This is a genomic window from Mesorhizobium sp. M7A.F.Ca.CA.004.04.2.1, assembly GCF_004022825.1.
In the GTDB taxonomy this organism is placed as follows: domain Bacteria; phylum Pseudomonadota; class Alphaproteobacteria; order Rhizobiales; family Rhizobiaceae; genus Mesorhizobium.
The window spans coordinates 1-1332 of the sequence record NZ_RZPH01001317.1 but is presented as its reverse complement, the minus strand read 5'-3'; the positions used below and the strand labels follow the sequence as shown (position 1 = coordinate 1332).

The following is a 1332-nucleotide window of genomic DNA, read 5'->3' as shown; positions in this document are numbered from 1 at the left end:
CTCATGACGAGGGGCTGGGACCGGAATGGGACGCGCCGAAGGCATTCTTCGCCGAACCGACTGAAGAAAACCGCGCCAAACTGCCGGACTGGATGAATTTCGAGGGGACCCGAAACCAATATATCGGCGGTCTCCCCGAGCGTCTGAAGGTGTTGTTTCCGCCCGAGGGTTGGTATCTCGATACGGAGCGCCTGGCGAGGCCCGGCAACACCGACATTCAGTTCGAACTCTTCACCGATTATGGCTCGCACATCGCCCGCTTCCCGGCCATCCAGGCCTATCTCCGCGACCACCAGCCAGCATGCCTCGTGCTGTGGGGACGGCACGACGCCTTCTTCGCGCTGGACGAGATCATGGCCTACAGCCGCGACCTCGACGCAGTCGAAATCCATGTCTTTGAGAGCGGACACATGCTTCTCGAAACGCATCATCGCCAATGCGCGGCTCTCATCGCTCACTTCATCCACGAGGTGGAGACTGGGGTCTTTCGCGAACCTGCAGGGCGCTGAACGTCGACGCTCAAACCGCCATTTCGATGGGCTCGGCAAGCCTTGGATTGGCCCGCGCGGCGATCAGGCAGCCGGCGACGATCAGGCATGCTCCGGCCAAGGTGGTCCAGGTCGCCTCCTCGCCGAAGAAGAACCAGCCGAGCGCGACCGCCCAGATGAAGGCCGAGTATTCCGTCGGGATCAGATATTGCGCTTCGGCGCGGGCGTAGGACCAGCTCATCAGGAATTGCCCGGCGAGCGACAGCACCGTCACCCCGGCCAAAGGAAGCCAAAGATTGCTCGGCAGGGCGACGGCGAGCCAGGGTGCTGCGAGGCCGAGCAGGATGGCAACGCAAAGGTTCTGGAACAGCATGATCTCGATCGGCTTGGCCAACTGCGCCTGTTGCCGGGCTAGGATCAGATTGTAGCCGTAGAACACCGTCGACACGAGCACCGCCGCCGTGCCGAGCATGGCATCTTGCGAATAGTCTGCCTGCCCGAACTGGCCGGCCATGATAATCGCGACGCCGGCGATGCCGGCCAGCGATGCCCAGACAGCCTCTCGCCGGATCCGTTCGCCGAGCAGCAACGCGGCGAGAAACAGGGCAAACAAAGGCGCCACGAAGCTGAGCCCGATCGCCTCCGCAAGCGGCAGCCTGGCCAAGCCCCAGAAGAAGGATATCAGGACGACGCCGACAACCGCGGCACGCAACGCATGCAGCCTCAGCACCGGAACGGTTGGCTTTAGGCGCGGTCCCGCCAGCCAGGCCGCGCCCGCGACCACGGTCGCGACCATGCTGCGCCACAGCAAAGTGTTGTAGACGCCGACCGCGATGACCAGGAT

1 protein-coding gene and 1 pseudogene are annotated in these 1332 nt (G+C 63.5%); one reads left to right on the top strand and one right to left on the bottom strand.

The features are described 5' to 3' along the window. Window positions 1-509: pseudogene (locus EN893_RS34190) on the top strand (alpha/beta hydrolase); the annotation flags it as partial. A gap of 10 nt (window positions 510-519) precedes the next feature. On the opposite strand, the gene EN893_RS34185 reads toward EN893_RS34190, so the two are convergent. Next, window positions 520-1332 (bottom strand): DMT family transporter (locus EN893_RS34185; RefSeq protein ID WP_164901389.1); only part of this gene is annotated, 813 nt, incomplete at its 5' end.